General features: G+C 65.2%; 1 pseudogene. It reads right to left on the bottom strand.

Annotated elements, in window-relative coordinates:
• Nucleotides 1–273: pseudogene (locus ABG80_RS16680) on the bottom strand (IS1634 family transposase); the annotation flags it as partial.

The raw sequence follows: 273 nt of genomic DNA, 5'->3' as shown, positions 1-273 counted from the left end.
CGGCATCGACGCCCGGCATGCTCACGGTTTGCAGCCAGCGAAGCGTGCCCAGCTTGGAGTCGGCATCGCACAGGCGGTTGAAGACCATCACACGAATGGCCTGCTCAATGGGGGTGGTGTAACGGGCGCGTCGGAAGACGGCCGCCAGGGCATCGAAGCCCAGCTCACGCCAGAGTTGATCAAGGGCCCATACATCGCCCAAGGCCAGGGCAGACTCAAAGCGAACCTGGGGCGTGGCGATGTCCACGCCACTGCGGCCCTTGGCACGCAGCA

The organism is Aquabacterium parvum, from assembly GCF_001447195.1.
GTDB lineage: Bacteria > Pseudomonadota > Gammaproteobacteria > Burkholderiales > Burkholderiaceae_C > Aquabacterium > Aquabacterium parvum.
Note: the sequence above shows the minus strand (reverse complement) of the source record. Positions and strands in the feature narration are given on the sequence as shown.